The 26,328-nt window shown below is 71.6% G+C and carries 18 protein-coding genes and 3 tRNA genes; 11 read left to right on the plus strand and 10 right to left on the minus strand.

Features of this window, described 5'->3' with window-relative positions; genetic code table 11:
- Nucleotides 1-73: 73 nt before the first annotated feature.
- Nucleotides 74-3,814 (minus strand): S8 family serine peptidase, encoded by a 3,741-nt coding sequence (locus tag ACFWYM_RS06875; protein ID WP_384831096.1) that lies wholly within the window; start codon nt 3,812-3,814, stop codon nt 74-76.
- 282 nt (nt 3,815-4,096) lie between these two features.
- Nucleotides 4,097-5,377: an MFS transporter gene (locus ACFWYM_RS06880; RefSeq protein ID WP_384831489.1), complete on the minus strand. Its 1,281-nt coding sequence runs from the start codon at nt 5,375-5,377 to the stop codon at nt 4,097-4,099.
- Between the two features lie 214 nt (nt 5,378-5,591).
- On the opposite strand from ACFWYM_RS06880, the gene ACFWYM_RS06885 reads away from it, so the two are divergent.
- Complete coding sequence (locus tag ACFWYM_RS06885; protein ID WP_384831099.1) at nt 5,592-6,632, plus strand: rod shape-determining protein; 1,041 nt, start codon at nt 5,592-5,594, stop codon at nt 6,630-6,632.
- A gap of 67 nt (nt 6,633-6,699) precedes the next feature.
- Entirely contained in the window at nt 6,700-8,280 is a 1,581-nt protein-coding gene (locus ACFWYM_RS06890) for a GAF domain-containing protein (RefSeq protein ID WP_384831102.1), read from the plus strand.
- A 43-nt stretch (nt 8,281-8,323) separates the two neighbouring features.
- On the opposite strand, the gene ACFWYM_RS06895 is transcribed toward ACFWYM_RS06890, so the two are convergent.
- From ACFWYM_RS06895 to ACFWYM_RS06905, 3 genes are all read right to left on the minus strand, one after another.
- Complete coding sequence (locus ACFWYM_RS06895) at nt 8,324-10,282, minus strand: ABC transporter permease (protein WP_384831104.1); 1,959 nt, start codon at nt 10,280-10,282, stop codon at nt 8,324-8,326.
- A 105-nt stretch (nt 10,283-10,387) separates the two neighbouring features.
- The gene (gene modA / locus ACFWYM_RS06900) at nt 10,388-11,188 is read right to left on the minus strand and encodes a molybdate ABC transporter substrate-binding protein (RefSeq protein WP_384831107.1); all 801 of its coding nucleotides are present in this window, start codon (nt 11,186-11,188) and stop codon (nt 10,388-10,390) included.
- 120 nt (nt 11,189-11,308) lie between these two features.
- Nucleotides 11,309-11,704: a molybdopterin-binding protein gene (locus tag ACFWYM_RS06905; protein WP_384831110.1), complete on the minus strand. Its 396-nt coding sequence runs from the start codon at nt 11,702-11,704 to the stop codon at nt 11,309-11,311.
- Between the two features lie 424 nt (nt 11,705-12,128).
- Between ACFWYM_RS06905 and ACFWYM_RS06910 the strand changes: the two genes are divergently transcribed.
- The 5 genes from ACFWYM_RS06910 (at nt 12,129) to ACFWYM_RS06930 (ending at nt 16,591) form a co-directional block, all read left to right on the plus strand.
- On the plus strand, nt 12,129-13,238 hold the full coding sequence (locus tag ACFWYM_RS06910) for a type III polyketide synthase (protein ID WP_384831113.1): 1,110 nt from the start codon (nt 12,129-12,131) through the stop codon (nt 13,236-13,238).
- Complete coding sequence (locus tag ACFWYM_RS06915) at nt 13,235-14,509, plus strand: cytochrome P450 (RefSeq protein WP_384831116.1); 1,275 nt, start codon at nt 13,235-13,237, stop codon at nt 14,507-14,509. The genes ACFWYM_RS06910 and ACFWYM_RS06915 overlap by 4 nt, the downstream gene beginning before the upstream one ends.
- 84 nt (nt 14,510-14,593) lie before the next feature.
- Nucleotides 14,594-15,142 (plus strand): cupin domain-containing protein, encoded by a 549-nt coding sequence (locus ACFWYM_RS06920; protein ID WP_384831119.1) that lies wholly within the window; start codon nt 14,594-14,596, stop codon nt 15,140-15,142.
- Between the two features lie 160 nt (nt 15,143-15,302).
- On the plus strand, nt 15,303-16,211 hold the full coding sequence (locus tag ACFWYM_RS06925; RefSeq protein ID WP_384831122.1) for a family 16 glycosylhydrolase: 909 nt from the start codon (nt 15,303-15,305) through the stop codon (nt 16,209-16,211).
- An 80-nt stretch (nt 16,212-16,291) separates the two neighbouring features.
- Nucleotides 16,292-16,591 (plus strand): hypothetical protein, encoded by a 300-nt coding sequence (locus tag ACFWYM_RS06930; protein ID WP_384831125.1) that lies wholly within the window; start codon nt 16,292-16,294, stop codon nt 16,589-16,591.
- A gap of 49 nt (nt 16,592-16,640) precedes the next feature.
- Here the strand turns inward: ACFWYM_RS06930 and ACFWYM_RS06935 are convergent.
- The 3 genes from ACFWYM_RS06935 to ACFWYM_RS06945 all read right to left on the minus strand — a co-directional run bounded on the left by ACFWYM_RS06935 (nt 16,641) and on the right by ACFWYM_RS06945 (nt 17,055).
- Nucleotides 16,641-16,717 (minus strand) — tRNA-Ile (locus ACFWYM_RS06935).
- A 187-nt stretch (nt 16,718-16,904) separates the two neighbouring features.
- Nucleotides 16,905-16,977 (minus strand) — tRNA-Asn (locus ACFWYM_RS06940).
- Nucleotides 16,978-16,982: 5 nt separating this feature from the next.
- Nucleotides 16,983-17,055: transfer RNA gene (locus ACFWYM_RS06945), tRNA-Asn, on the minus strand.
- 146 nt (nt 17,056-17,201) lie between these two features.
- On the opposite strand from ACFWYM_RS06945, the gene ACFWYM_RS06950 reads away from it, so the two are divergent.
- The 4 genes from ACFWYM_RS06950 (at nt 17,202) to ACFWYM_RS06965 (ending at nt 22,843) form a co-directional block, all read left to right on the plus strand.
- Nucleotides 17,202-17,507 carry a YtxH domain-containing protein gene (locus ACFWYM_RS06950; protein ID WP_384831128.1) on the plus strand — a complete coding sequence of 102 codons (306 nt, stop codon included), beginning with the start codon at nt 17,202-17,204 and terminating at the stop codon, nt 17,505-17,507.
- Between the two features lie 65 nt (nt 17,508-17,572).
- Nucleotides 17,573-19,006, plus strand: a complete 1,434-nt coding sequence (locus ACFWYM_RS06955) for an FGGY family carbohydrate kinase (protein ID WP_384831130.1) — start codon at nt 17,573-17,575, stop codon at nt 19,004-19,006.
- 184 nt (nt 19,007-19,190) lie between these two features.
- Nucleotides 19,191-20,924 carry an ABC transporter ATP-binding protein gene (locus ACFWYM_RS06960; RefSeq protein WP_384831133.1) on the plus strand — a complete coding sequence of 578 codons (1,734 nt, stop codon included), beginning with the start codon at nt 19,191-19,193 and terminating at the stop codon, nt 20,922-20,924.
- Nucleotides 20,924-22,843: an ABC transporter ATP-binding protein gene (locus tag ACFWYM_RS06965; protein ID WP_384831135.1), complete on the plus strand. Its 1,920-nt coding sequence runs from the start codon at nt 20,924-20,926 to the stop codon at nt 22,841-22,843. The genes ACFWYM_RS06960 and ACFWYM_RS06965 overlap by 1 nt, the downstream gene beginning before the upstream one ends.
- Nucleotides 22,844-22,916: 73 nt before the next feature.
- On the opposite strand, the gene ACFWYM_RS06970 is transcribed toward ACFWYM_RS06965, so the two are convergent.
- Both ACFWYM_RS06970 and dnaG read right to left on the minus strand, forming a co-directional pair.
- Entirely contained in the window at nt 22,917-24,269 is a 1,353-nt protein-coding gene (locus ACFWYM_RS06970) for an RNA polymerase sigma factor (protein ID WP_384831138.1), read from the minus strand.
- Nucleotides 24,270-24,407: 138 nt separating this feature from the next.
- On the minus strand, nt 24,408-26,312 hold the full coding sequence (gene dnaG / locus ACFWYM_RS06975) for a DNA primase (protein WP_384831141.1): 1,905 nt from the start codon (nt 26,310-26,312) through the stop codon (nt 24,408-24,410).
- Between the last annotated feature and the right edge of the window lie 16 nt (nt 26,313-26,328).

Here is a 26,328-nt window from a genome sequence, read left to right on the forward strand (position 1 = left end):
TAGTAGTAGAACAAGTTGGGGCCAGGCGACCTCCCTCGGAGGCCGCCCACTGCGCCTACTTCGCCCACTCCACCTACTTGGCCTGCGACTTGGCCTGCTTCACTCCCGCCGCCCCGACGATCTCCTGCACCACGGACCCACCCCGGTCGTCCGAGACCGAGGCCCGCAGCGACAGGGACGACGCACCGGACGGCACCGTCAACTCCCCCTTCCAGAAGGCATTTCCCCCGTCCCTCCGCAGCTCGACCGGCCTCCACGTCTTCCCGTCGTCGTACGACACCTCAAGCCGCCCGCCCCCGATGCTGCCGGTGTCCACGGCCCCCTTCACGTACTCGGCGAAGATCCCCACCGGGACGGTCCGGCCGCCCCGCACCGCGCCCGTGAGGTCCGTGGGCACGTCGAACCCGAGGTTCAGCAGCGGCAGATACGTCCTCCGCCCGGCCGGGGTCTCCTTCGACCTGAAGGTCCACTCGGTGTGCCCCTTCGTCGCCCGCCCCCAGACGGCCGGGGCGAGGGATGTGTCGGTCACGACCTTGTAGGTGTGCTCGGCCGGGTCCGAGTCCCAGGCGTACACCCCCGAGCTCTTCCTCCGGTCGACCAGCTTCCCGTCCGCGTACACCTCGCTGAACTGCGTCATCCCGGAGCCCTCGTCCCACACGTCGCCGAACCCGGTGTGGTCGGGCCCCGAGTCGCCCCAGCCGGGCACGTTGAACTCCAGGTCGTTGCCGGTGCGCGTCTGGCCCCAGCCGAGCCCGGTGCCGAGCCACGGGTGCCACACCGGCCGGAACCAGTCCAGCTTCCCGCGCCGCCCGCCCCGGTAGGCCACCAGGCCGCTGCGCTGCTCCAGGGACGTCGGGCCCGCCTGGGCGGACTCGTGCCACCGCGTGCCGCCGCCCGTCGACACGTACTCCGTCCGCCGCACCGGGTACGCGATCTTCTCCAGGAACCCGAGCCCGACCGGGAAGGCGTCGCTGATCGCGTACCGGAACTCGCCGCCCGCCACCGGCTTCGCCGCATGGAACTCGCTCTCCAGGACGGCCAGTTCACGCTTCCCCGGCCGGTACGCGAGGTCCCGCTCCGGCACCGCTCCGGTGTACGACTTGGCGAGGTCGTACACGTACGGCGTGTACGGCGTCCCGGCCGACTCCACCGTCCGCCCGGCCCGCGCGGCGGCGATCAGGCGCGCACCGTCCGCCGCGTCCACCGTCGCGATCTGCAGCGGCCGGTCCGCGTTGTCGTCCGTGCCGAACCACGCCATGAGGCGTCCCGGCACGTCGTCCGTCACGTAGAGCGCCTTCGCGCCCGCGTCCTGTGCGGCCTGCGCGAGCTCCGCCGGGGCGGCACCGCCCTGGGTCCGGCGCACCACCACCGCCTTCCCCCGCACGTCCTTGCCCGCGTAGTCGGCGGGGGCGCCGCCGCCCGCGTCCACGAGGGACAGCTTCGTGCGGCCGGCCGTCAGCGTGCCGCCGGGCTGCGGCACCGCCTCCTCCAGCCCCCGCACGGCGAGTTGGGGCTGTCCGAGCCGCCACACCGTGCGGTACTCGAAGCTGCCCCGGGTCACCTTCCGGGTGGGCGCCGCGAAGACGCTGTCGTAGGTGAGGGGAACCTGCACCGCACCCTGGAGGTCCGCCCCGTTCGCCGCACGGTCGTACTCCATGACCAGCTGCCGCGTCTCGGTACGCCGCCCCACGTCGGCAGCGACCCTCCTCAACTTCCTTCCGTCCAGGGTGACGTCACGATCCCGGTCCAACGTGATCTCGGGCGCCGCGAGGAAGCCGAGGCCCAGCGAGTCCTTGCCGCCCGCGCCGCGCACGTCCAGGAAGGAGCTCAGCGCGTACGTGCCCGGCTTCAGGCGCAGCTCGACCGTGCCGGAGTCACCGGCGGAGACCGGGAACGGCTCGGTGCCGTCGGCGAGTTGCTGCACCACGAGGTCGGCGGCGGTCGCGGCACCCGCACGGTCCTTGACGTGGACCGTGAGCGTGTACCGCTCGTCCTCCTTGACCAGCCCGAAGGCGGTGTGCGCGACTTCCTTGCCACCGGAGGTGGCGACGATGCGACCGCTGTTGCCCCCGACGGCGGCCTTGGCCCCGTCACCGGTCACGGTGGTCGTCGCGGTGCCGTGGGCGGGCACGGTGAGGGTACGGTCGGCGAGTTCGGCCACCCCCTCGCCTCCCCCCTCGACGGCAAGGCTCAACTCGACGTCGACAGCGCTCGAGTTGGCGTAGGCAAGAGTCCGCCGGACCGGGCGATTGCCGCCGTACGGCCACCGGTGGAAGCCGAGGTCGAGGCTGCCCGTGGCGGTGACCCGGGCATCGACGGCATCCCCGGCACTGACCCGCCCCGCACCCAACGCATAGGCGGACGCGTCGAGTTGCGTGGAGCTGGACATGAGGGCGTCCTTGAGCCGGGCGCCCGACCAGTCGGGGTGCCGCTCGGCGAGCAGCGCGGCGGCGCCCGCGATATGCGGAGTGGCCATCGACGTACCGCTCATGGAGGTGTAGTAGCCCTCGCCGCCGGCCAGTTGGGAACGGGCGGCGAGGATGTCGACGCCGGGCGCGGACAGGTCGGGCTTGAGCGCCTGGTCGCCGATGCGGGGGCCCTGGCTGCTGAAGTCGGCCGCGCGGTCGCCCGCGTCGACCGCGCCCACGGTCAGGGCGGCGTCGGCGGCGCCGGGCGAGCCGATGGAGGAGGGGGCGCCGCTGTTGCCCGCCGCGACGACGAAGAGCGCGCCGGTCTCCTTGGACAGGCTGTTCACGGCGGCGGCCATCGGATCGGTGCCGTCGCTCGGCTCCCGTGAACCGAGGCTCATGGACACGACCTTGGCGCGCACGTCCTCGGCGGCCCACTCCATCCCGGCGATGATCTCCGACTCGGACCCGTTGCCGGAGTCGTCGAGCACCTTGCCGACGGCGAGCGTCGCACCGGGCGCGACGCCCTTCTCCTTCCCGTCCGACGCGGCACCGCTGCCGCCGACCGTGGAGGTGACATGGGTGCCGTGACCGTGCCGGTCGGCGACGTCCTGCCCCGGGACGAAGCTCTTCGTCTCGCCCACCCGGTCCTTGAGGTCGGGATGCGAGACGTCGACACCGGTGTCGAGCACGGCGACCTTCACCCCCTTGCCGGTGAGCCCGGCCTGCCACGCCTTCGGACTGCCGATCTGCGCGTTGCTCTGCTCCATGTCGGCCCGCACGCGCCCGTCGAGCCAGACCTTCTGCACCCCACCGGAGAACCGCGAACTCCCAGCGTCATACGAGGAGTTGGCACCCGTCTCCCTCGCGAGGGAGCGCCAGAAGCCCCCCTCCCCCTCGGCGGCCTCCCCCTCGGCGGCCTTCGTCTCGACGGCGAGGGCGCCGATGCTCGGCAGCGCCCGCACCTTGGTCGCCCCTGCGGGCGCCGCGGCATCGCGTAGGCGTTTCGCGTACGTCACGACGAGCGGAAGCGCTTCACCCGGCCCTCCGAGCCCCTGCCGTATCAACTCGGTGACGTCGAAGAGCCGCCGGTCGAGCACCCCGGCCCGCAGATAGGGCCGCGCCTCGTCCGGCACGACGGTGACGTGCCCGCCCGAGACCTGACTCCTGACCGCCCCACTGGCCCCGTCGGGCCGCCGCACGGTCACGGTCTGCTTGCCGCCGCCCAGCCGGGTCACGGTGACGCGGTCGCCGGTCACGAGGGTGACGGTGTGGGCGTCGGCCCGTACGGGGCGGGCCTCGCCGCCACCGGTACGGGCGACCCCGTGCCCGGCCGGGAGCAGGGCGAACGCGAGCCCCGCCGACACCACCAGTCGTACGCTGCGCCCCATGGGTGATCTGCTCATGCCAGGAGTGTGAAGGGCCGCGTGTGACAGGGCTGTTGACGAACACTGGCGGAAACCCGCCACAGCACATTCCCGCCGCGCTTCAGCCGGCCCGGGGTCCCCTTCAGCACGTCCGGAACCCATTCAGCCCGTCCGGGACCCATTCAGCCCGTCCGGCGTTTGAGGACGAGGCGCGTTCAGCGCCGACAGGGGGTCTAGGGGCAAAGCCCCAGGAGGGCCACCCCAGGCGCGACGGAGTCGCCGTATTCGGGAAGGGGCGGGATCGGGGAAGGAAAAAACCGCCTACGCCTCCGGCACCCTCGCGTCATACCCCGCAAACCCCCGCCACACCAAAGCCAGCACCCCCACAGCCACCACACACACCACCCCACCCCCCACCACGGCGACCTCCGGCCCCGCCCAGTCCCCCACCACCCCCGCAAGAAACTCCCCCAGCCGCGGCCCACCCGCCACGACCACCAGGAACACCCCCTGAAGCCGCCCCCGCATCTCATCAGGAGTGGCCGCCTGCAACATCGTGTTGCGGAACACCATGGAAGAGGTGTCCGCGTACCCGGCCAGCGCGAGAAAGAAGAGCCCCAGCCACAACTGCCGCGTCAGCCCGAACGCGGCGATCGCCCCGCCCCACCCCGCGACGGCCAGCAGAATCGCCAGCCCGTGCCGGTGCACCCGCCCCTGCCACCCGGAGAACACCCCACCCGCGAGCGCCCCCACGGCCGGGGCGGCCGCGAGCATCCCCGCCGTGCGCGCGTCCCCCGCGAACCACACCACGGCGACGGCCGGGAACAGCGAGCGCGGATGCGCGCACACCATCGCGCACAGATCGGTGAAGAAGGTCATGCGCAGATTGGGCCGCGACCCGAGAAACCGCAGCCCGTCCACAACGGAAGCCCTCTTACGAACCTCCGGCGCACCCCCCGCCACCTCCGGCCGCATCGCCGGCAACCGCCACATCGCGTACAACGAAGCGCTGAAGGCCACCACATCCACGGTGTACGCGGCCTGATAGCCCCACACCCCGACGACGACACCCCCGAGCATCGGCCCCAGCATCGAACCGGACGTCATCGTCACGGAGTTGAGCGCGTTCGCGGCGGGCAGCTGCTCCGGCGGCAGCAGGCGCGGGATCATCGACGTACGGGCCGGGGAGTTCAGCGACAGGCAGACCGCCTGCAGCGCCACCACCGCGTACAGGAACCAGACATGGTGGAAGCCGGCGAACGCGGCCACCGCGAGCGTCACCGACAGCGCGCAGGACCCGGCCGCCGAGCCGAGCCCGAGCCGGCGCCGGTCCACCCGGTCCGCGACCGCGCCCCCGTACAGGCCGAGGGCGAGCAGCGGGACGAGGGAGCAGAGGCCGACGAGGCCCACGGAGAAGCTGGACCCGGTGATGTCGTAGACCTGGAGCGAGATGGCGAGCGTCGTCATCGCCTGGCCGACCCACGAGATGGTGTTGCCGAGCCAGAGGCGCCGGTAGTCGGCAGAGGTGCGCAAAGGCGTCAGATCGGCGAGTATCCGCCTTTTCTTGGCGGGCCGCTCCGGGTCCACTGGTGGAGGGGATATCGGGGGGACACCGGCTTCGTCGCCGCTCTTCGAGGTCGTTTCTGGCACAGGGGACTCTAACCGGGACGCCGTCCGCTCCCTCAAGACCACCCGTGCGGCCGCACCCCGGCCGGCTCAGCCCAGCGCGCGCGCCGCCCACGGCCACCGCACGATGCGAGACAGGGGACCGCCGCCCGGCGGTCCTCAACGGTCTGCGCTCTCGGGAGGATCTGCCATGACCGTCAGTCTGGAGCAGTTGCGCCGCTGCCATCTCGCCGTCGACCTGGGCGCCGCGCGCACCCGCGTGTTCGTGAAGGGCGCGGGCCTCGTCGTGGACGAGCCGAGCGCCGCCGCCGTGAACACCAGGACCGGCGCGCTCATCGCGGTCGGCGAGTTCGCGGAGCAGATGACGGGGCGCACCCCCGCCTACATCCGGGTCGTGCGGCCCGTCTCCGGCGGCACCGTCGTCGACATCGAGATGGCCCAGCGCATGCTCCGCCACCTGCTCGGCGAGAAGCTCCGCCGCACCCTGCGCCGCAAGCCCCGGCTGCGCGCCGCCGCCTGCACCCCGCACGACGCGGACCCGCTCGCCCAGCGCGCGGCGGTCGAGACGATGGTCGGGCTCGGGGCCCGGCGCGTGGAGCTGGTGGACACCCTGATCGCGGCGGCCGTCGGCTGCGGACTGCCCGTGGAGCGGCCCGAGGCGACCATGCTGATGGTGTGCGGGGCGGCGACCACCCAGGTCGCGGTGCTCTCGATGGGCGCGATCGTGACCGCGGAGCGCATCCCCGTCGGCGGCGAGGCCATCGACCACGCGATCGTCCAGCACCTGCGCCACCAGCACGAACTGGTGCTGCCCAGCCAGTCCGTGCGCCCCCTGCAACTGGCGCTCAGCGGCAACGGCCTGACCCCGCAGGGCCCAGCCTCCACCGAGATCCACGGCCGGGACGTGGCGACCGGGCTCGCCCGTTCCGTGCAGGTCGACACGGCCGCCGTGCGCGACGCCATCCACACCCCGCTGACCGCCGTGCTCGACGGCATCGGCAAGGTGCTGCGGGACTGCCCGCCGGACCTGGTGGCCGACCTCGCCGACCGCGGCATCATGATGGTCGGCGGCAGCGCCCTTCTGCCCGGACTTGACCAGATGCTTCGCAATGCGACCGGAATGCCGGTACATATCGCGGAACGGCCTGATGTATGCGCTGTTCTCGGACTTGGTGCGATGCTGGAGGGCAAGATCCAGCCGCTGGTCCTGGACCCGCTGTCCGCCGGCTGACCGGCCGAGCAGCTCACCGGCCGCGCGGCTGACCGCCCCGAACCGGAGTACGGAGTACGACGTCCCGATGACCGAAGGTCCCGCAGCACCCCGGCTCCCCCAGCTCCTGGAAGCCGTCCTCGACATCGGCACGGACCTCGAACTGCGCACCACGCTCCAGCACATCGTGACCCGCGCCGCCGAGCTGACGGACGCGCGGTACGGGGCGCTCGGCGTCCTCGGGCCCGGCGGCAGCGGCATCGCCGAGCTGCTCACGGTCGGCCTGGACGAGGGGCAGCGGGAGCGGATGGGGCGCCTTCCCGACGGCCACTCCGGTGTCCTCGGCGCGCTCATCGAGGACGCCCGGCCGCTGCTCCTCGACGACCTGGCGGACGACCCGCGCTCCAGCGGGATGCCCCCGGGCCACCCGGGGATGCGCGGCTTCGTCGGCGTCCCGATCCGCGTCCAGGACGAGGTGTTCGGCAACCTCTACCTGACCGACAAGCGCTCTGGCTCCTTCACCGAGGAGGACGTCCAGCTCCTTGAGGTCCTCGGCGGGCAGGCGGGCATCGCGATCGGCAACGCCCGCCTGTACGAGGCGGCGCGGCAGCGCGAGCGCTGGATCGAGGGCGCGGCCGCGGTCACCACGTCGCTGCTGACCGGGGAGGCCGCGGCGGACGCGCTGTGGACCGTCGCGGAGCGGGCCCGGCTGCTCGCCGAGGCCACCGCGGGGGTGATCCTCCAGCCCACGGAGCAGGGCGGCATGCGCATCGTCGCGGCGTCCACGAACGACCCGCGGGGCCCGCACCCCTCGCTCCGCTTCCAGAACGACCTGATCGGCACCACCATCCAGCCGGGCACCGCCGTCCTGGAGCAACTCCTCGGCGGGGAACCGGTGTTCATCGAGGACTCGGCGACCGACCCCCGTATGACCACCCCGGTGCGCAGCCGCTTCGGGCCCAGCATGATGCTGCCGCTGCAGGCGGGCGGGCAGCTCATCGGCACCCTGGCCCTGCCCCGGCACCGCGGCGCCCGCCCCTACACCCCGGCCGAGCGGCTGCTCGCCACGCAGTTCGCCTCGCAGGCGGCGATCGCCCTCGTCCTCGCGGACGCCCAGACGAGCCGGCAGCGCCTCGCGGTCTTCGAGGACCGCGACCGGATCGCCCGCGACCTGCACGACCTCGTCGTCCAGCGCCTCTTCGCGACCGGCATGATGCTGGAGTCCACCCGCCGCCGGGCCCGGCTGCCGGTGGTGCAGGACACGCTCGACCGGGCCGTGGACGAGCTGGAGGCCACCATCCAGGAGGTCCGCACGGCCATCTTCGCGCTCCAGCAGCCCCCGGCCGACGCCCCGACGACCTTTCGCGGCAAGGTACTTCGCGAGACGGCGGGGGCGGCGGCGGTCCTCGGGCTCCAGCCGTCCGTGCACTTCACCGGCGCCGTCGACGCCCGCGTCACCGACCCCCCGGGCAGCCACCTCCTGTCCGCCCTGCGCCGCGCCCTCGCCGCCGTCTCCCGCCGCACGGACGTGACCCGCGTGGACGTGACGGTCGACGCGACGGCCGCCCTGCCGGACGGGCGCGAGGCGGTGCGGCTCACGGTGTACGACGACGGCAGGACGGACGACGGGACCACGGGCACGACGGAGACGTGGCAGGCCCCGCTCTAGGACCTGCCCGCGTCCGGGAACTGCCGCATCGGGGGACCGCCCCTCAGAGAGCCACCAGCGACACCTCGGTCGCCTTCACGCTCGTCCACACCTCGGCCCCGTCCGCGAGCCCCAGGTCGACCGACGCCTGCGGGGTGATCTCGGCGACCAGGTCGGGCGCCTGGTCCGAGGTGATCAGGACCCGCAGCCTGCTGCCCGCCGCCGTGATCTCGCGCACCGTCCCCGGCCAGACGTTGCGCGGACTGCCCTCGGGCTTGTCCCGGTGCAGCGACACCGCCTCGGGCGCGATGATCGCGAGCGCCCGGGTGCCCTCGTCCAGCGGGTCGGCGACCACCAGCTGCCCGGCCCCGGCGAGGGCAAGGGTTCCGTCCGAACTCGCCGTCCCCGGCCAGGCGTTGCGCCCCAGCATCCGGGCCACCCACGGTGAGCGCGGATGCCGGGCGACCTCGGCGGGCGGCGCGTCCTGGAGGGTGCGCCCCTCGTCGAGGACGAGGACGCGGTCGGCAAGGGACACGGCCTCCACCGGGTCGTGCGTGACGATGAGGCAGACGCCGCCGAAGGAGTCGAGGTGGCGGCGCAGGGTGTGCCGGACGTGGGCGCGGGTCGTCTGGTCGAGGGCGGCGAGCGGCTCGTCGAGCAGCAGCAGCCGGGGCCGTGCCGCCAACGCCCGCGCCAGCGCGACCCGTTGAGCCTGCCCACCGGACAACTGTGCGGGCTTCCGGTGCGCGAGGTGTCCGACGCCGAGCCGGTCCAGCCACTCCTGCGCGGCCCGCCGGGCCTCGGCCCGTGCCACGCCCTGTGCGCGCAGCCCGTATGCCGTGTTGGTCAGGGCGCTCAAGTGCGGGAAGAGCGCGCCCTCTTGGGGCACCCAGGCGACGCCACGCCGGTGCGGCGCCAGGGCGGTGACGTCGCTGTCGCCGAGCCGGAGCTCGGCGCGGGCGCGCGGGGTGAGGCCGAGCAGGGCGCGCAGCAGCGTGGTCTTGCCCGCGCCGTTCTCGCCGACGACGGCGATGGTGGTGCCGGGCTCGGCGTCGAGGGTGAGCCGGTTGAAGCCGGTGACGTCGGCGTGCAGGGCCCAGCGCTCGTGCGGTTCGGGCGACTTGACGGCAGCGGGAGGTGCGACGGGCGCATCGGGCCCCGGCTCGGACTCCTCGGGCACCACCCGCCGCTTCGCCCGCCGCCCCCGGTCGGCCGCCCCGCCCGTCCACCGCCCGCGCAGCGCGACGAGGACGGCCATCGCGATGGCGAGCAGCAGCAGCGATACGGAGGTCGCGGCCTCCGGCGAGTCCTGGAGCAGCAGATACACCTGGAGCGGCAGCGTCTGCGTGGAGCCCGGCAGGTTCCCCGCGAAGGTGATGGTGGCGCCGAACTCACCGAGCGCCCGGGCCCAGGTGAGCGCGGCCCCGGCGGCGAGCCCGGGGGCGACCATCGGCAGGGTGACGGTGAGGAAGACCCGTACGGGAGAGGCCCCGAGCGACGCGGCGGTCTCCTCGTACCCGGGCTTCAGCCCCGAGAGGGCCCCTTCCAGGCTGATGACGAGGAAGGGCATCGCCACGAAGGTGGCGGCGAGGATCGCGCCCGAGGTGTGGAAGGGCAGCACGATCCCGAAGGTGTTCTCCAGCCAGGGCCCGATGAGCCCGCGCCGCCCGAACCCGAGCAGCAGCGCGACACCGCCGACGGTCGGCGGCAGCACCATGGGCAGCAGCACGAGCGACCGCACGAGCGCCTTGCCGGGAAACTCCACCCGGGCGAGGACCCAGGCCAGCGGCACCCCGAGCACGATCGAGAACCCGAGCGCCCACAAGGACACGTACAGGGAGAGCTTCAGCGCCTCGGTGACGCCGGGGCTGGTGAGGTGGGTGCCGAGGTCGCCCCACTCGGTGCGGGCGAGGATGCCGAGCAGCGGCAGCAACAGGAACGCGACGGCGAGCAGGGCGGGCACGGCGAGGGCGAGGGGCGGCCGGGTGCGGCCGGGTGCGTGTTTCCGGAGAAGGCTGCTCATGGCGGGTTCCTGGGAAGAGTTTCAGCCGGGGCCCGCCGTGTGGCGGCTCAGGCCCTGGGGGCGCGGGGGTGCCCGGCCCCCCGACCGGGCACCCCCGCGCGACGGTTACGGCTTCTGGAAGCCCGCGTCCTGGAGGATCTTCTGCGCCTTCGGCGTGCTGAGCCACTTCACGAAGTCCGCGGCCTCCTTGCCGTGCTCGGACTCCTTGATGGTGGCCGCCGGGTAGGAGGCGACGGCGTTCTGCGCGTCCGGGATGTCGATGGCGTCGGTCTTGCCGGTCGCCGACGCGGCGTCCGTCTTGTAGACGAGACCGGCGTCGGCCTCGCCGAGCTCGACCTTGCTGAGGACGGCGCGGACGTTGGGCTCCTTGGAGACCGGCTTCACGTCGACGTGCTGCTTGTCGAGGATCTGCTTGCTGTACCGGCCGACGGGCACGGTGTCGTCGGCGAGGACGACCTTCAGCTTCTCGTTCGCCAGGTCCTTGAGGTCCTTGACCTTGTCGGGGTTGCCCTCACGGGTGGCGATGACGAGGCGGTTCTTGGCGATGACGGCCGGGGTGCCGGTGTCGGACTTCAGGCCGTCCATGGTCTTGGTGTCGGCGGTCACCAGGACGTCGCCGCCGGAGCCCTGCTTGACGTGCGCGGCCAGCTCCTGCGAACCGGCGAAGGAGGGCGTGAACTTGGTGCCGGGGTGCTCCTTCGTGTACGCCGCCTGGAGCTTCGGGAGCACGTCGGTGAGCGAGGAGGCGGCGAGGACGGTCAGGTTGACGTCCTTCGAGCCGGCGGCGCCGTCCTTCTTGCTGTCGTCGTCGCTGCCACAGGCGGCGAGCGGGGTGAGCAGCGCGACGGTGACCAGCGCGGCGGCGGCGCGGCGCTGGGTGAGGACCGGGGAGAGGGAACGGGACATGAGGGTCGGACTCCTTGGCGGGCGGGGCGACGGGGACGGCCGCCGCTGAACTGGGGCCGCAACGAGCGGTGTTGACGGCTCAGGGGAACAGCGGTGTGGGGGCGCGCTGCGGAGGACGGCTCAGGTGCGGTCGATGTGCACGCTGGTCGACTTCACGCGGGCGGTGGCCTCCATGCCGACCTCGAGGCCGAGCTCCTCGACCGCCTCGCGGGTCAGCAGCGACACCAGGCGGTGGGGGCCTGCCTGGATCTCGACCTGCGCGGCGACGTCGCCGAGCTTGACGGCGGCGACGATGCCGGGGAAGGCATTGCGCGCCGAGGTGTAGGAGGCGTCCTCCTCCGTGTTGCCGCTCTGGGCGAGCTCGACGGAGAAGGCGGCGAGGGCGCGTCCGTCGATGAGGCGGCGACCGCCCTCGTCACGGTGCGTGGCGACCCGGCCCGCGTCCGCCCACCGCCGTGCGGTGTCCGGGCTGACGCCGAGCAGGCGCGCCGCCTGGCCGATTGTGTAGGACTGCATGTGCGACAAGGTACGGCTCTCAACCTTGCATTTACAAGCTTTAGTGGGATCTTCCATGGCACCTGCGATACACCTGTAGAAATACACAAGCCCGCGGTCATGAATCAGGGCGGATCCGCAAAGTGGGCAAGCGCACGTTTAACCGGCCAGAGCAGGAAGATTGCCCACCTTTTCCGCGCATCATTCACAGACTCCTCGCAATCCATGACGGAAGCGGGGCGCCGCCAGGAAGATGCACACCGGTCAACTCATCAACGTTCGCCCGAAGTTGTCCGCATCTGCGCCCCTGCGCGGCCGCCGCCTTTCCCCCGCCGTCGACCGGCCGGTAGGCATGGACACCCCACCTCACTGGAGTAGTCCCGGGCGCTGTTCCCGGGGGCCTCGGCAAAGGTGGGGGAACCAGTCCCCGTGAGAGAGGGAGCCCATGGCAACGCTGTGCAAGCCCGCCGTCAGTGTCCCGGAACATGTGATCACCGTCGAGGAGACGCTGGAGCTGGCGCGCACGCTCCACGCCGGCCACCCTCAACTCCCGCTCGCACTCAGGCTGATAGCCAACACGGGCGTGCGCACCCGGCACCTCGTGCAGCCCATCGAGGAGACCCTGCGCCACCCCGGTTTCGAGGACCGCAACCGCCTCTACGAGGCCGAGGCGAAGGCCCGGGTGCCCGCGGTGGTGCGCCAGGCCCTGGACAACGCGGGCCTGTGCGCCGCCGACATCGACGTGATCATCTACGTCTCCTGTACGGGCTTCATGATGCCGTCGATGACGGCCTGGCTGATCAACACGATGGGCTTCCCCGGCGACACCCGGCAGATACCCATAGCCCAGCTCGGTTGCGCCGCCGGCGGCGCGGCCATCAACCGGGCGCACGACTTCTGCACCGCCTACCCGGACGCCAACGCCCTCATCGTGGCCTGCGAGTTCTGCTCGCTCTGCTACCAGCCCACCGACCTCGGCATCGGCTCGCTCCTGTCCAACGGCCTGTTCGGGGACGGCATCGCCGCGGCCGTCGTCCGCGGACACGGCGGCACGGGCATCACCCTGGAGCGCAACGGCTCCCACCTGGTGCCCGCCACCGAGGACTGGATCTCCTACGACGTCCGCGCCACCGGCTTCCACTTCCTGCTCGACAAGCGCGTGCCCACCACGATGGAACCGCTCGCCCCGGCGCTCAAGGACCTCGCGGCCGACCACGGCTGGAACGCCTCCGACCTGGACTTCTACATCGTCCACGCGGGCGGCCCGCGCATCCTGGACGACCTGAGCACCTTCCTGCACGTGCCCCCGGAGGCGTTCCGCTTCAGCCGGGCCACGCTCACCGAGCGCGGCAACATCGCGAGCGCCGTCGTCCTGGACGCGCTGCGCCGCCTCTTCGAGGAGGGCGGCGCCCATGAGTCGGCGCGCGGCCTGATCGCCGGGTTCGGCCCGGGCATCACGGCGGAGATCTCCCTGGGCCGCTGGACCCACGACGCGAGCGCCGCGGCCCGGGTCGGCGCCCGCGACACCGGCGACGACATGGAGGCCCTCGTATGACATCCCGTACGACAGGGACGGCGCACGAGAACCCGCGGGAAAGCGGTTGCCCGCACGCCGCCACCGACACCGGCGCCCCGCCCCCCGTCCGCGACTGGCCCGCCCTCGACCTGGCCGGACCCACCGACTTCGACCCGGTCCTCGGCGAGCTGATGCGCGAGGGCCCGCTCACCCGGATCAAGCTGCCGCACGGCGAGGGCTGGGCCTGGCTGGTGACCCGCTACGACGACGTGAAGCAGGTGACCAACGACGCCCGGCTCAGCCGCGAGGCGGTCGCGGAACGTCAAGTCACGCGCCTGGCACCGCACTTCATCCCGATGCCGGGCGCCGTCGGCTTCGTCGACCCGCCCGACCACACCCGGCTGCGCCGCGCGGTGACATCGGCGTTCAGCGCCCGGCACACGGAGCACCTGCGCGGCCGTGTCCAGGGCGCCCTCGACGCCCTCTGCGACGAGCTGCTCGCCCAGGGCCCGCCCGCCGACCTCACCGAACGCCTGCTCACCCCGTTCCCCATCGCGGTGATCAGCGAGGTCATGGGCATCCCCGCCGAGCACCGCCAGGACATGCACGACTGGACCCAGCTGATCCTCTCCTCCGCCGAGGGCGCCGACCGCAGCGAGCAGGCCAAACAGGCCATGGCGTCCTGCTTCACCACCCTGATCCGCGCGAACGCCGACAGCAACGGCGAAGACGTCGTGTCCCTCCTGGGCGCGGCGGTCGCGCGCGGCGACCTCTCGCGACAAGAGGCGGTGGGCTTCGCCGTCCTCATCCAGATCGGCGGCGAGGCGGTCACCCACAACACCGGCCAGATGGTCCACCTCCTGCTGTCCCGCCCCGACCTGTGGGACCGGCTGCGCACGGACCGCGCCGTGCTGCCGCGCGCCACCGACGAGCTGCTCCGCTTCATCCCGCACCGCAGCGCCGTGGGCCTGTCCCGCATCGCCCTCGAAGACCTCGACCTGTGCGGCCGCACGATCCGCGCGGGCGAGCCGGTCTATGTCTCCTACCTGGCGGCCAACCGCGACCCGGACGTCTTCCCGGACCCCGACGCCGTCGACTTCGACCGCTCCCCCGCGAGCCCGCACGTCTCCTTCGGCCACGGCCCGCACTACTGCGTGGGCGGCCTGGTGGCCCGCATGCAGTCGGAGCTCCTGCTGACGGCGCTCCTGGACCGCTTCCCCGGCCTGGCCCTCGCGGTCCCGCCGGACGAGGTCCGCTGGCGCAGGGGCGCCCTGATCCGCGGCCCGGAAGCACTGCCGGTGACCTGGTGAGACGACAGCCGGAGCACGACGGCCGGTGAGCCACGGCCGGGAACGGCAGCCGGTGAACCACGACGACGGAGGCCCGACGCCCCCATGACCGCACTGACTCCCCCGGGCCCCGAGGGCCTCCTGCTCCCGCCCGGCCACGGCCGCACCGTCCGCACCGCCGCCCAGGAGGTGACGTTCAAGGTCACCGGCGCGCACTCCCGCATGGCCTCCAGCTTCGAGGTGACGGTGCCGCCGGGCTTCGACGTCGGCGCCCATGTCCACACGCGCAGCGAGGAGCTCTTCTACGTCCTGGAGGGCGAGCTCGACATCCTGGCCTTCGAGCCCCGCGTGCGCACCCCCGACCGCTGGCAGCGCTGGGAGTCGCCCACGGGGCGCCGCGTCACCCGGGCCACCCCCGGCACGGTCATCGCGGTCCCGCCCGGCTGCCCGCACGCCTTCGCCAACCCCACGGACGCCCGGGCCCGCATGTTCTTCCTGTCTTCCCCGCCCCCCGACCACGAGCGCTACTTCGACGAACTCCTCGACATCCTGGCCGCGGCCGAGCCCCCGGACCCGCCCGACCCCACCGCCATCGCGGAGCTCCGCACGCGCTACGACATCGAACAGCTGACCCCGCTGCGCCACGGCCATTGACAGTCCGTCAGACGATCTGGACCATACCGGCGGAGGGAAAGCGATTTCTGTCGCGAGCGATTTCTGTCGCGAGCGACTTCCTCTTGCGAGCGCCTTCCCGCACGAGCGCTTTCCCTCACGAGCGTTTTCCATCGCGCCCACACCTTCGAAGGGTGACGCCATGAGAGACCGCACCACCGCCGCACTGCTCACCGCGACCGCCTGCGCCTGCGCCCTCCTGACAGCCCCCACCACCCACGCCACGACGGCACCCTCCCCAGACACCCCCACTCTCACCGACACGGCCCTGGTGGACCCGTCGACCCCGAGCGACGCCCGCCCGCAGAACACGAAGTCGACCGCCCGGACCACCCAGACCGCCCAGACCCTCGTCTTCAGCGACGAGTTCGACGGCTCCACGGTCTCCACCGCCCGCTGGACCGCCCGCGACCAGGAGCGCGCCGGAGCCGCCCCCGGCGACCGCTGGTGGTACAAGCCCGCCAACGTCCGCACCGACGGCAAGGGCGCCCTCGCCATCGACGTGGGACAGCTCGGCACGAATCAATTCTCCGGCGGCCGCATCGACAGCCAGGGCAAGTTCGCGTACACCCACGGCACCCTCGAAGCCCGCGTGCACACCCCGGCGAGGACCAACGGCCACCTCGCCGCGGTCTGGCTCCAGGCGGACGCGGGCCTCACCCCGGGCGGCGCGGTCGACGGCACGGCCCGCGACGGCGCCGAGATGGACATCACAGAGACCAACTACCAGGCCGACAAGTTCTCCGCGACGCTCCACTGGGACGGCTACGGCGCCGACCACCAGTCCTCCGGCACGGTCGCGAACGCCCCCGGCCTGCACAGCGCCTGGTACCACACCTTCGGCCTGAAATGGACGCCCACGCAGCTGCAGTTCCTGTACGACGGCACGGTGGTCCGCACGGTCACGGACCCCAAGCTGATCAGCCAGGTCAAGGAGTTCCCGATCCTCTCCCACGAGGTCCTCGACAACTGGGCCGACGGCTCCGTCCACGACGAGACGTTCGACTGGCACGCGACGATGTACGTGGACTACATCCGCGTGTGGCAGTAGCTCCGCGGGTGGCAGTGACCCCTGCCCGCCCCTACGGTGATCGCGTCCGAGGAAGACGCCACGAGGTAGGGAACCAGCCCATGCTCACCGCGGTATTCGTGCGCACGCTCAAGCCCGGAGTCACCGACGAACAGTTCAGGGCGGCCTGGGCCCCCGAGGACCGCGAGGGCGCGTATCCGGCCCGGGTCACGGTCGCCCGCAACACCGCCGACGACCGCCAGATCATCACGATCCTGCACCTGGACATGACCCCGGCCGAGTTCCAGGAGCGGGCCGCCTCACTGACCCGCCCCGACGCCCTGGACCGCCTCGCGGAGATCGTCGAGAGCACCGACCTGGTCGGCGTCTTCGAGGACGTCTTCGACGAGACGGCGCTGTAGGCCCGAAGCCCCTTGCCGCAGGTCGAAACGTTCCTGCCGGGGGGGGCCTTGGTGGGGCGGGTGGGACTCGAACCCACGGCCGACGGATTATGAGTCCGCTGCTCTAACCGGCTGAGCTACCGCCCCTAACGGCGCGTCGCGCACATTTGTGCGCGCCGTCTGCCGCAGCATAGCCGCTCATACGATCTCCTGCTTCGGATGGTCGGCATCGCTCGACCATGAGGACCTCGCCCGTGCCCGCGTGGTTCCACCAGGGACGAAATCCCGCACAAAGAAGGACCCTTGAGGCTCACCTCAAGGGTCCTTCGACAAGCTCTCCCGACTGGACTCGAACCAGTAACCTGCCGGTTAACAGCCGGCTGCTCTGCCAATTGAGCTACAGGAGACCGAGCTCCCCCGACTGGACTCGAACCAGTAACCTGCCGGTTAACAGCCGGCTGCTCTGCCAATTGAGCTACAGGGGATCGTCTCGCTTGCAACGATGTCACCTACCTGGGGATTCCCGGGCGGCGGGCGCTCGCTGCGACACATACATTAGCGCAAGCAGGGGGGTGCTCCGCCAATCGGTATCCCCTGCGACCGACGTCGACGCAAGGGAAGGGTGGCAGTCATGCGCTACCGGCTCACATTCGTCGCCGGGCTGGCTCTCGGGTATGTGCTCGGGACCCGCGCCGGACGCGAGCGCTACGAGCAGCTGAAGAAGTCCGCCCGAGAGGTCGCCCAGAACCCCGCCGTGCGCAACACCGTCGAGTCCGCGGCCCAGCAGGGCAGGGACGTCGCGGGCAAGGCGCTCCACTCGGTCTCCGAGAAGGTGGGCGACCGGATGCCCGACTCGGTGGCCGAGCGCGTGCGGTCTCTGCGCGAGCGGGGGCAGGGCGGCGGCGAGGACGACGACTGGGGCACCAGTAACACCTAGGCCCGCCGGGGCTCTCGGGGCGGACGGTTGCGGGGTGGTGCGCGTGGTGCGGCAGAATTCCTGGCATGGGGATAGTCGCAGGGCTGGACAGTTCGCCCGATTCCACGCGCATCGTCGTCTGTGACACGGACACGGGGGCCGTACTCAAGCAGGGCTATGCCCCGCATCCGCTGGAGAGCGCCGAGGGCGGAGGCCGCCCTTCGGACGTGGATCCGCAGGCTTGGCTGCTGTCCCTCGGTGAGGCAGCGGGCGGTGGGCTGCTCGAAGGTGTGCAGGCCATCGGCGTATCGGCGCAGCAGAACGCGCTGGTGCCGCTGGACGCGGGGGGCGTCACGGTGCGGCCCGCGCTCGTGGGCAACCATCCGCGGGCGCAGGTCGCCGCGGCGGATCTGATCGACGGGCTCGGCGGGCGGCAGCCCTGGGCCGAGGCCGTGGGGGCGGTGCCGCAGTCGGCGCTCCCCGTCACCAAGCTGCGCTGGCTGGCGAAGAGCGAGCCGGAGAACGCGCGCCGGGTGGGGCTCCTCATGCAGGCCCACGACTGGCTGGTGTGGCAGCTGCTCGGGCGCCCGGCCCGGCGTACGACGGACCGGGGCGGGGCCTCCGGGACCGGGTACTGGTCGGCGGCCACGGGCACCTACCGGCCCGATCTGGTGGAGCTGGCGCTCGGGCACCAGGCGATGCTGCCCGAGGTGATCGGTCCCGCCGAGGCGGCGGGGACGACGCCCGAGGGGCTGCTGATCTCGGCGGGCACCGGCGAGACGATGGCGGCGGCGTTCGGGCTCGGGGTGCGGCAGGGGGACGCGGTCGTCTCCCTGGGGGCCTCGGGGTCTGTGATGGCCGTGCACCATGAAGCCCTGGTCGATCCGAGCGGGATCATCACCTCGCTCGCGGACGCCACGGGCATGCATCTGCCGGTGGTGCATACGCTCAACGCCGTACGGACGCTGCGCGGGACGGCGGAGATGCTGGGGGCGGACGGGCTCGATGCGCTGTCCGAGCTTGCGATGAAGTCGACTCCGGGGGCGCACGGGCTGGTTCTGCTGCCCTACTTGGAGGGGGAGAAGACACCCAATCTGCCGCATGCGGCGGGGACGCTGACCGGGCTGCGGCGGGAGTCGATGAAGCCCGAGCACCTGGCGCGGGCCGCCTTCGAGGGCATGCTGTGCGGGCTCGCGGACGCGCTCGACGTGCTGCGCGGCCGGGGCGTGGACGTGCAGCGGGTGTTCCTGCTCGGGGCCGCCGCCGAGCTGCCCGCCGTACAGGCCGCGGCGCCGATGCTCTTCGGTACGCAGGTCGTGGTGCCGCAGCCCGCGGAGTACGCGGCGATCGGTGCGGCGCGGCAGGCCGCGTGGGCGCTGACCGGGCAGCTGCCGCAGTGGCAGGGGGCGACGGCGCAGGTGTTTGAGCCGGGCGAGGAGCTGGCGGTGGGCAAGGCGGTGCGGCAGCAGTACGTGACGGTGCGGGAGCAGGCGCACCCCGGGGCGATGGCGGGAGCGTAGGGGCGGCGTCGCGGAGAGTAAGCCCTTTCTGGAGGCTTTCTGGGGTGGGGCCGTTTTTTGACCCGGTCATGGGTTAATCCGTTGTACGCCGACGGGTCAGGTGGCGGAGGATGGTGGGCGACCTCGCCCATGAAGCCATGAAGCCATGAAGAGAACCTCCCAAGCCTGACTCGAGAGACCGAGCGTGCTCATACGACTCCTGCGGACCCACCTCGGTCCGTACAAGAAGCCCATCGCCCTGCTGGTGCTGCTGCAGTTCCTGCAGACCTGCGCCTCTCTCTATCTGCCCACCCTGAACGCGGACATCATTGACAACGGTGTCGTGAAGGGAGACACGGGCTACATCCTGTCGTTCGGCGGTCTCATGATCGCCGTCACCGTGGTCCAGATGGTCTGCAACATCGGCGCCGTCTTCTTCGGCGCGCGGACCGCCGCCGCGCTCGGGCGCGACGTCCGGACCGCCGTCTTCGACCGCGTGCAGTCGTTCTCCGCGCGCGAGATGGGCCAGTTCGGGGCGCCCTCGCTGATCACCCGGACCACCAATGACGTCCAGCAGGTGCAGATGCTCGTGCTGATGTCGTTCACGCTGATGGTGTCCGCGCCGATCATGTGCGTCGGCGGCATCGTGATGGCCCTCGGGCAGGACGTGCCGCTCTCCGGTGTCCTGGTCGCCGTCGTCCCGGTGCTCGGCATCTCCGTGAGCCTCATCGTGCGGCAGCTGCGGCCGCTGTTCCGCACCATGCAGGAGCGGCTCGACACGGTGAACCGGGTGCTGCGCGAGCAGATCACCGGCAACCGCGTCATCCGCGCCTTCGTGCGGGACGACTACGAGAAGGAGCGCTTCCGGGGCGCCAACGCGAAGTTGACCGAGGTGTCGCTGGGGACCGGCAAGCTGCTCGCGCTGATGTTCCCCATCGTGATGACCGTCGTGAACATCTCGTCGATCGCCGTGGTCTGGTTCGGCGCCCACCGCATCGACAGCGGGGGCATGCAGATCGGCGCGCTCACCGCGTTCCTCGCGTATCTCATGCAGATCGTGATGTCCGTGATGATGGCCACCTTCATGTTCATGATGGTGCCGCGCGCCGAGGTCTGCGCCGAGCGCATCCAGGAGGTCCTGGACACGGAGTCGAGCGTCGTCCCGCCGGCCGACCCGGTCCGCAAGCTGCTGCGCCACGGCCACCTCGAAGTGCGCGGGGCCGGGTTCCGGTACCCGGGCGCCGAGGAGCCGGTGCTCAAGTCGATCGACCTGGTCGCGCGCCCCGGGGAGACCACCGCCGTGATCGGCTCGACCGGCAGCGGCAAGTCGACGCTCCTCGGGCTCGTACCCCGGCTGTTCGACGCCACCGACGGCGAGGTCCTGGTCGACGGCGTGGACGTATCGACGCTCGACCCCAAGCTGCTCGCGAAGACCGTGAGCCTGGTGCCGCAGAAGCCGTACCTCTTCGCCGGCACCGTCGCGACGAACCTGCGCTACGGCAACCCCGACGCCACCGACGAGGAGCTCTGGCACGCGCTCGAGGTGGCTCAGGCCAAGGACTTCGTGGAGAAGCTGGAGCACGGGCTCAACGCGCCCATCGCGCAAGGCGGTACGAACGTCTCCGGCGGCCAGCGGCAGCGCCTGTCGATCGCGCGGACGCTCGTACAGCGGCCGGAGATCTATCTCTTCGACGACTCGTTCTCCGCGCTCGACTACGCCACGGACGCCGCCCTGCGCGCGGCCCTCGGCCGGGAGACCGCCGAGGCGACCGTGGTGATCGTCGCCCAGCGCGTGTCGACCATCCGGGACGCCGACCGGATCGTGGTCCTCGACGAGGGCCTCGTCGTCGGCACCGGCACCCACGGCGAGCTGATGGACGGCAACGAGACCTACCGGGAGATCGTGCTCTCCCAGCTGACGGAAGCGGAGGCAGCCTGATGGCGGGGCACGGCGGAATGATGGCGGGTCCCCCGCAGAAGTCGCTGGACTTCAAGGGGTCCGGCAAGCGGCTGCTCGCGCAGTTCAAGCCCGAGCGGGCCACGATGTACGGGATGCTCGTCGCGGTCGTCCTCAGCGTCGGGCTCTCCGTGGTGGGCCCGAAGATCCTGGGCCGGGCCACCGACCTGATCTTCGCGGGCATCGTCGGGCGCGACATGCCGGAGGGCGCCACCAAGGAACAGGCGCTGGAGAACCTGCGCCAGGGCGGTCACGGCGGCATGGCCGACATGCTCTCCGGGCTCGACTTCACACCGGGCAAGGGCATGGACTTCGGCGCCATCGGCTCCGTACTGCTCCTGGCGCTCTGCACGTTCCTCGCGGCCGGTCTGATGATGGCGATCGGGACGCGGCTCTCCAACCGCGCGATCAACCGGACCGTGTTCCGGATGCGCGCGGACATGCAGGCGAAGATGTCGCGGCTGCCGCTGTCGTACTTCGACAAGCGCCAGCGCGGCGAGGTCCTCAGCCGCGCCACCAACGACATCGACAACATCGGGCAGACGCTCCAGCAGACGATGGGCCAGCTCATCAACTCACTGCTGACGATCATCGGCGTCCTGGTGATGATGCTGTGGATATCCCCGCTGCTCGCACTGGTGGCGCTGATCACCGTGCCGCTGTCGTTCCTCGTGGCGACGAAGGTCGGCAAGCGCTCTCAGCCCCAGTTCGTGCAGCAGTGGAAGACCACGGGCAAGCTCAACGCGCACATCGAGGAGATGTACACCGGGCACACCCTGGTGAAGACCTTCGGGCGCCAGGAGGAGTCGGCCAAGGCGTTCGCCGAGCAGAACGACGCGCTGTACGAGGCCGGGTTCAAGGCCCAGTTCAACAGCGGTGTCATGCAGCCGCTGATGTTCTTCATCTCGAACCTCAACTACGTCCTGGTGGCCGTGGTCGGCGGTCTGCGGGTGGCCTCCGGGTCGCTGTCGATCGGTGATGTGCAGGCGTTCATCCAGTACTCGCGGCAGTTCTCGATGCCGCTCACACAGGTCGCCTCGATGGCGAACCTGGTGCAGTCCGGAGTCGCCTCGGCCGAGCGGATCTTCGAGCTCCTGGACGCGGACGAGCAGGAGGCCGACCCGGTGCCGGGCGAGCGCCCCGACCAGCTGCGCGGCCGCGTCGGGATGGAGCACGTCTCCTTCCGGTACGAGGAGGACAAGCCCCTCATCGAGGACCTCTCCCTGACCGTGGAGCCGGGCCACACCGTCGCGATCGTCGGGCCGACCGGTGCGGGCAAGACGACGCTCGTGAACCTGCTGATGCGGTTCTATGAAGTCACGGGCGGGCGCATCACGTTGGACGGCGTCGACGTGTCGAAGATGTCGCGGGACGAACTGCGGTCCGGGATCGGCATGGTGCTCCAGGACACGTGGCTGTTCGGCGGCACGATCGCGGAGAACATCGCGTACGGCGCCGCCAAGGACGTCACGCGCGAGGAGATCGAGGAGGCCGCGAAGGCCGCGCACGCGGACCGGTTCGTCCGGACGCTGCCCGAGGGGTACGACACCGTCCTCGACGACGAGGGCACGGGGGTGAGCGCGGGCGAGAAGCAGCTCATCACCATCGCGCGGGCGTTCCTGTCCGACCCGGTGATCCTGGTCCTCGACGAGGCGACGAGTTCGGTGGACACGCGTACGGAGGTGCTGATCCAGAAGGCGATGGCGCGCCTCGCGCACGGGCGCACGTCCTTTGTCATCGCGCACCGGCTGTCGACGATCCGGGACGCCGACACGATTCTGGTGATGGAGAACGGGGCCATCGTCGAACAGGGCACGCATGATGCGCTGTTGGCGGCAGGCGGTGCGTATGAGCGGCTGTACAAGGCTCAGTTCGCGCAAGCCGTGGCTGAGGTCGACTGAGGGGTTGCCCGGCGACGGGGTGCCTGTCTTTGGGTCGGGAGCCGCCCTGCGGCACGACTGCCCGCAACGGCGGTCAGTCGAGGTAGCCCCTGAGCTGGTCCGCGAAGGCGTGGTCCCGCAGCTTGTTGAGGGTCTTGGATTCGATCTGGCGGATGCGTTCGCGTGTCACGCCGAAGATGCGGCCGATCTCCTCCAAGGTGCGGGGCCTGCCGTCCGCGAGGCCGTAGCGGAGCTGGACGACCTTGCGTTCGCGCTCGCCGAGGGTGGAGAGGACCGCCTCCAGGTGCTCGCGGAGCAGCAGAAATGCCGCTGATTCCACGGGACTTGTGGCGTCGCCGTCCTCGATGAGGTCGCCGAGCGCGACATCGTCCTCCTCGCCCACGGGGGCGTGCAGCGATACGGGTTCCTGGGCCAGGCGCAGTACCTCGCTGACGCGCTCGTGCGGCAGGTCGAGGTGGGCGGCGACCTCTTCGGGGGTCGGTTCGTAGCCGCGCTCCTGCAGCATGCGGCGCTGGACGCGGACGACCCGGTTGATCAACTCGACCACGTGGACCGGGACCCGGATCGTGCGGGCCTGGTCGGCGAGGGCGCGGGACATGGCCTGGCGGATCCACCAGGTCGCGTACGTGGAGAACTTGTAGCCGCGGGCGTAGTCGAACTTCTCGACGGCGCGGATCAGGCCCAGGTTCCCCTCCTGGACGAGGTCGAGCATCGTCAGGCCGCGGCCCACGTAGCGCTTGGCGACGGAGACGACCAGGCGCAGGTTGGCCTCGATGAGGCGGCGCTTGGCCATGCGGCCCGCGACCACCAACTTGTCCAGATCCAGGGCGAGTTGGGTGTCCAGGTCGGGGGTGCTGCCGAGCTTCTCCTCGGCGAAGAGACCGGCCTCGACACCCCGGGCGAGCTCGACCTCCTCGGCGGCCGTGAGCAGCGGTATCCGGCCGATCTCGCGCAGGTACTGGCGGAACAGGTCGGAGGAGGGGCCGCCGGTGTCGGCGCGGGTGCGGGCGGCGGGCACCTCGACGGGCTCCACGGTCTCGACGGGCTCGGTGACCTCGGCGGTCTCGGCCTCCAGGACCTCCGGGGCTTCCGCTTCCGGGCCTTCGGGGCCTGCGGACTCCGGTGCCGACTCCTGGACTTCCGGGTGGTGCGCGGCGCGGCTCTGTTGCGGCACCGCCTCCAGGACGGTGCTCTCCGCCTCCGGTTCGGCGTCCGTGTCCGCGCGCGTGGCGGTGTCGTTCTGGGTGAGGGTCTGGGTCTGCACGGGGGCGACCTCCAGGGTGATCGCAGCTGAGGCGTGCGGCAGCGGTAGGACGGGATCGGCGACCGCGGGCTCACCGCTGTCCGTCCCGAACACGATGTGTGGAACCGCGGGGGTGTCGGGCCCGCTGTCTGCGGGCCGGCCGCGCTCCGAGGACTCAGGCACCGCAACCCAGTGTGGGGTACGACACACGGCCGCCACGAGGGGCATGCGGTGACTTTTTGAGTCCCGTCCGTGACCGCGTGGTTACCCGCCGGGTAACCATTGGCCCTAGGGCCAGTCCTTCCGTGGCCCGGCGGCACCTCAGAGGGCGCCTGCGCCCCGTTCGCGCAGCGCCTGGCCGTACTGCTGGAGAATCCACAACTCGTTCTGCACGGAGGCGAGTTGCTGGGGGTCGCCGCCCGCGCCGAGGCGGGTGAGGGTGCCCTGGATGTCGCGGACGCGGCGGTCGACGGCGCGCAGCCGGACCTGGACGAGCTGGATACCTGCGTACATCTCGTCGACCGTGCGGCGCAGGATGGCCTCGACGGCGAGCTCCGTGACCATGGCGCGAACGGCGTCGTCCGGCGCGGCTTCCCGTACGCGCGCGATGTACGCCTGCTCGTCCTGGACGCCCGTCTCGGCGCCGCCCGCCTCCTCGATGGCCTGGCGCACGGCGGCGTACGGCGGGGCGGTGAACTCGTCCGTCCCGTACGCGTCGAAGGCCGGGGAGACCAACTCGGGGCGCTGCAGGGCGAGTTTGAGCAGCTCGCGCTCGGTGCGGTGGGCGGGGCTGCGCAGGGTCAGGGCGGGGCCGCTGAAGCCCGGGGACGCCTGGTTCTCGTACGCGGGCGAGGGGCGCCGCTGCTGGGTGGGGGCGGGGCCCTTGGAGCCGCGCTCGCGGGCCCAGCGGGCCAGCTGGGCCACGCGCTTGACCACGAACTGGGTGTCGAGGATGCCGAGCATCCCGGCGAGCTGGACGGCGACCTCGTGCTGGGCGCCGGTGTTCTTGATGCGGGCGACGACGGGCGCCGCCTCGTCCAGCGCCGCGGCGCGGCCCGCCGGGGTCTCCAGGTCGTAGCGGGCGACGATCTGGCGGAGCGCGAACTCGAAGAGCGGCGTGCGGGGTTCGACCAGGTCGGCGACCGCCTCGTCGCCCTTGGCGAGGCGCAGCTCGCAGGGGTCCATGTTGTCGGGGGCGATGGCGATGTAGGTCTCGGCGGCGAACTTCTGGTCGTCCTCGAAGGCGCGCAGGGCGGCCTTCTGGCCCGCCGCGTCGCCGTCGAAGGTGAAGATCACCCGGGCCGAGCCGTTGTCCATCAGGAGGCGGCGGAGGATCTTGATGTGCTCGCCGCCGAAGGCGGTGCCGCAGGTCGCGATGGCGGTCGTGATGCCCGCGAGGTGGCAGGCCATCACGTCCGTGTAGCCCTCGACCACGACCGCGCGGGAGGACTTGGCGATCTCCTTCTTGGCCAGGTCGATGCCGTACAGGACCTGGGACTTCTTGTAGATCGGGGTCTCGGGGGTGTTGAGGTACTTCGGGCCGTTGTCGTCGTCGCGGAGCTTGCGGGCGCCGAAGCCGACGACCTCGCCGCCGATGTCGCGGATCGGCCACATCAGGCGGCCGCGGAAGCGGTCGATGGGGCCGCGGCGGCCCTCCTGGGAGAGGCCGGAGAGGGTGAGCTCCTTGTCGGTGAAGCCCTTGCCGCGCAGGAAGCGGGTCAGGTGGTCCCAGCCCGCCGGGCTGTAGCCCACGCCGAAGTGCGCGGCCGCCGCCTGGTCGAAGCCGCGCTCGGCGAGGAACTTCCGGCCGATCTCGGCTTCCGGGGACTCCAGCTGGTCCACGTAGAACTGCGCGGCCGCCTTGTGGGCCTCGACCAGGCGGATGCGCTCGCCGCGCTGGTGCGAGGGGTTGTACCCGCCCTCCTCGTAGCGCAGCGTGATGCCGGCCTTCGCGGCGAGGCGCTCCACCGCCTCGGAGAAGGTGAGGTGGTCGACCTTCATCACGAAGGTGAGGGTGTCGCCGCCCTCCTGGCAGCCGAAGCAGTGGAAGAGACCCTTGCTGGGGCTGACCTGGAAGGACGGCGACTTCTCGTCGTGGAAGGGGCACAGGCCCTTCAGGTTCCCGCCGCCCGCGTTGCGCAGTTGCAGGTACTCGGACACCACGGCGTCGATCGGGACCGCGTCCCGAACCGCCTTCACGTCCTCGTCATTGATCCTGCCTGCCACGCGTGAATTCTAAGGG

The sequence above is a fragment of the Streptomyces sp. NPDC059009 genome (assembly GCF_042740175.1).
Taxonomy (GTDB): Bacteria; Actinomycetota; Actinomycetes; order Streptomycetales; family Streptomycetaceae; genus Streptomyces.